The sequence below is a fragment of the Methylophaga sp. UBA1464 genome, assembly GCF_002325665.1.
Taxonomy (GTDB): domain Bacteria; phylum Pseudomonadota; class Gammaproteobacteria; order Nitrosococcales; family Methylophagaceae; genus Methylophaga.
Window position 1 is genome coordinate 19,572 of sequence record NZ_DCSO01000001.1, and the last position, 4,191, is coordinate 23,762.

At 46.8% G+C, this 4,191-nt stretch carries 4 protein-coding genes; 2 read left to right on the forward strand and 2 right to left on the reverse strand.

Annotated elements, in window-relative coordinates; genetic code table 11:
* Together oadA and B3O33_RS00140 are read right to left on the reverse strand one after the other, a co-directional pair.
* Window positions 1-1,533 (reverse strand): sodium-extruding oxaloacetate decarboxylase subunit alpha (oadA, locus tag B3O33_RS00135; RefSeq protein ID WP_292362688.1); only part of this gene is annotated, 1,533 nt, incomplete at its 3' end.
* A 43-nt stretch (window positions 1,534-1,576) separates the two neighbouring features.
* Complete coding sequence (locus B3O33_RS00140) at window positions 1,577-1,876, reverse strand: OadG family transporter subunit (protein ID WP_292359896.1); 300 nt, start codon at window positions 1,874-1,876, stop codon at window positions 1,577-1,579.
* 269 nt (window positions 1,877-2,145) lie between these two features.
* Here B3O33_RS00140 and ybaL point away from each other — a divergent pair, with 269 nt between their 5' ends.
* Window positions 2,146-3,849: a YbaL family putative K(+) efflux transporter gene (gene ybaL, locus B3O33_RS00145; RefSeq protein WP_292359894.1), complete on the forward strand. Its 1,704-nt coding sequence runs from the start codon at window positions 2,146-2,148 to the stop codon at window positions 3,847-3,849.
* A gap of 33 nt (window positions 3,850-3,882) precedes the next feature.
* The coding region (locus tag B3O33_RS00150; RefSeq protein WP_292362689.1) for an MBL fold metallo-hydrolase at window positions 3,883-4,191 on the forward strand (309 nt) is incomplete at its 3' end.

Below are 4,191 nucleotides of genomic sequence, written 5' to 3' on the forward strand. Positions count from 1 at the left end.
ACTGTCTATCTGGCTGATATCACCGCCTTCATTGACCTCAACAACATATTGCTGGCCATTGACGGTGATGGTGTAGGTCTCTGGCGCATCAGCTGCTTTTGCCGGGGCTGACGGTGCATGAGTAGATTCTGCGGTTGGTAATGGTTCAAATGCATCGGGATTACCACGGTTTTTAAGAAATTTAACCGCCGTTTGATTGAAAAGCGCAAACGTCAATACATCGTCAATCTGTCTTTCACCTTCCTCCAGTTTGAAATCATCCTGATCTGCAAGAGAAATTAGATCAGCGGTCAGTTTATCCATTTCATCTTCCAGCAAATCGGCTGGTCGACAGGTAATCGCTTGTTCACCATTTAGCACACGTTTTTGCAGTTCTGCATTAAATGGTGCAGGAGCTGAACCGTACTCACCGCGCAATACCCCTTGTGTCTCTTCAGTGATGGATTTATAACGCTCACCGGTTAATACGTTAATAACGGCTTGTGTACCGACAATTTGTGAAGTAGGCGTAACCAGTGGAATAAAACCGAGATCTTCGCGAACACGCGGGATTTCATGTAACACTTCATCCATACGGTCCAGTGCGTTTTGTTCACGTAACTGGCTTTCCATATTGGTTAGCATGCCGCCGGGAACCTGTGCCACCAAAATACGGGAATCAACACCTCGTAAACTGCCTTCAAACTTGGCATATTTTTTACGGATATCCCGGAAGTACGCAGCGATTTCTTCCAGCAACTCGATATTCAACCCGGTATCACTATCCGTACCTTCAAAGATGGAAACTACCGATTCAGTTGCTGAATGGCCGTAAGTCATCGACATCGAAGAGATAGCTGTGTCGACATTATCAATGCCTGCTTCAACACATTTCATAATCGTTGCAGTCGACAAACCTGTCGTGGCATGAGATTGCATATGTATAGGAATATCAATGGTTTGCTTAAGACTTTTAACAAGCTCGTAAGCTTTGTAAGGCTTAAGCAAACCAGCCATATCCTTAATGCATAAGGAATGTGCGCCCATATCTTCGATACGTTTCGCCATATCCAGCCACATTTGTAAGTCATGTACCGGGCTGATGGTGTACGCCATGGTGCCTTGTGCATGTTTTTCGTTTTCCAGAACGGCTTTAATGGCAACTTCCAGATTGCGCGGGTCATTCATCGCGTCAAATACACGGAATACATCTACGCCATTGATAGCGGCTCTTTCAACAAATTTACGGACAACATCATCAGCATAATGACGATAGCCGAGTAAATTCTGACCACGTAACAGCATTTGCTGAGGTGTATTGGGCATGGCGGCTTTCAGACTGCGAATGCGATGCCAGGGGTCTTCACCGAGGTAACGTATGCAGGCGTCAAATGTCGCACCGCCCCAGGTTTCGACAGACCAGTAGCCGACCTGATCAAGTTTGTCAGCAATTGGCAACATGTCATCCAAACGAAGGCGAGTTGCGAATAAGGATTGATGAGCATCACGTAAAACGACATCTGTGATGCCAAGAGTTTTTTTTGCTTCGGTCATGTTATGGCCTTGTGATTAAACTGATTTTTATGATGACTTGGCGTCACTTATTTTTTTTATTTCGATATTTATGGACTGCGCTGGATAAGACTGTCAGCAATGTGTGATCTTGTTGGGAAGGCTGGGACTGATTTTGATTATGAGTGGATTTATTTTGACCGAGAACGGCAGTGGGGGCGGGAATTCCTTCTGCTGGAAGGGCGCCTACGCTTTTCTCGTAGCGGGTTATAACCCACGACATCAATGTTGTAACGAGTACTAACACTGTCAAGAACACAAATACAAAACCCATGCCGGTCAGCATGAGCGTTAATCCTTCTGACATAAGGGTGGTGTCATCCATCTGTTTGCCTCTGATTGATTTGGGTCGTTAAAAGCTTGTAGCGTTTTCAACTGTAAACAGCCGCCTAGTATAGCATTGTTGATTTAAGTCACATATTTCCTTTACGCAAAAAGCGACTTCTTATGTAGCGTAGCAGGGTAAAGGAATATTCAAAATAGCTTGTGTTTTAATAACTTGGTCGGTAAAACTCAGAAAAAGGATTGTTCGGTAAACAATAATAAAACGATAGAAAATTAACACACGTATCTAAGGGAAATTTACGGAGTTTTATGGAGCATCATGTCCCGCTTATCAGCACGATAGCTGCAGGCTTTGGCCTGGCGCTTGTACTGGGCTTTATTGCAGAAAAAATCAATGTGCCTGCATTGGTTGGCTATCTGCTTGCCGGCATCATTATTGGCCCCAGTACCCCGGGATTTCATGCCGATGTTGATATTGCCATTCAATTATCCGAGATAGGTGTGATGCTGCTGATGTTTGGTGTCGGGTTGCATTTTTCGCTTAAAGATTTAATGGCGGTTAAACGGATTGCAGTGCCCGGCGCCATAGTGCAGATGTCCATTGCAACGCTGTTAGGCACTATGCTGGCAATGAGCTGGGGGTGGACGTTTGGTGAGGGGCTGGTGTTGGGCTTGTCCTTGTCGTGTGCCAGCACGGTGGTGTTATTAAAAGGCCTTGAAGCCCAAGGCGTGCTGGACACGATGAATGGACGTATTGCCGTAGGCTGGTTGATTGTTGAGGATTTGGCAACGGTATTGATGCTGGTGTTATTACCTGCTTTAGCAGGTATTTTGGGCTCTAGTGATGCTGCCCTGTCTGATGCGCCACTCTGGCAAACGATCAGTAAGATTTTATTGCAGGTAACAGCCTTTATTGCGGTGATGTTAATCGTTGGCCGCCGACTGTTTCCCTGGATTCTCTGGCAGGTGGCTGGCACCGGTTCGCGTGAGTTGTTTACTCTGGCAACCATTACCGCAGCCATCAGTATTGCTTATGGGGCCGCGTTGCTGTTCAGTGTGTCGTTTGCTCTGGGGGCTTTTTTTGCCGGTATGATGATGCGTGAGTCTGAATTCAGTCATCGGGCTGCCCAGGAATCACTGCCATTACGCGATGCATTTTCGGTGCTGTTTTTTGTAGCCGTAGGCATGTTGTTTGATCCGGCTATTTTAATAGAAGAACCACTGCATGTGCTGGCCGTCGTGGGCATCATTATTGTCGGTAAATCCATGGCAGCCATGGCACTGACTCTGGCATTTCGCTATCCGCTTAATACAGCGTTAACCGTCGCCGCCAGCCTGGCGCAAATCGGCGAGTTTTCGTTTATTCTGGCAGGGCTTGGGGTGACGCTGGGACTGCTGCCTCATGAAGGTATGAATCTGGTATTGGCAGGAGCCATTATTTCAATAGCCGTCAATCCTTTATTATTCTCGGCTGTAAAACCGTTGAGGAAGTGGATATTGATGCGTTCATTTCTGGCTCGCAGACTTGAACGGCGACAAGATCCATTTGCTGAACTGCCGATGTCGACTGAGAGTAAATTTCTTAAAGGCCAGGTCGTGTTAGTCGGGTTTGGGCGAGTAGGCAGCCGCGTGGCAGAAGCACTCAATGCACGAGATATTCCTTATGTCGTTGCGGAACAGAATCGTGAGCAGGTAGAAGCCTTGCGCAAACAGGGGATAGCTGCTGTTGCCGGTAATGCAGCAGAACCGGCTGTGTTAATTCAGGCGCATATTGCCAATGCCGCCATGCTGGTGATCGCAACACCGGATCCGGTCGATATCAGACAAATGGCCGATACCGCAAGAAAGCTGAATCCAGGAATTGAAATAGTGTTGCGGACGTATAATGCAGCAGAAGCGCAATTGTTGACCAAAGATGGTATTGGTACAGTTTTCTTCAGTGAAGACGAATTGGCAAAAAGTATTACCAGTCACATCACGACACGTTTTGCCCCGAATAATAATGAACACTGACTCCTGTTGGGGAGTCTGAATTAAGAGGTCTGGATGACACCTGGAAAAGATGATTTTTGGTTCCTGCCGCTGGGAGGCTGTGGCGAAATTGGTATGAACCTGAACGTATATGGACATAACGGGCGCTGGTTGATTGTAGATTGTGGCGTTACTTTTCAGGCAGAAGTGGATGAGTTTGGGGAGCCTCTTAACAGTCAAACCCCGCCGATTCAGATGGCAGATCCACAATTTCTGATTGATCGCCGTCAACAACTGGATGGACTGATTATTACTCACGCCCATGAAGATCATATTGGCGCAGTGCCTTATCTCTGGGAATATTTCCGCTGTCCGGTCTATACC

Excerpts from the sequence above, each read along its gene's own strand:
- B3O33_RS00140 (WP_292359896.1), bottom strand. The coding sequence starts at position 1,876 with ATGGATGACACCACCCTTATGTCAGAAGGATTAACGCTCATGCTGACC.
- ybaL (WP_292359894.1), top strand. The coding sequence starts at position 2,146 with ATGGAGCATCATGTCCCGCTTATCAGCACGATAGCTGCAGGCTTTGGC.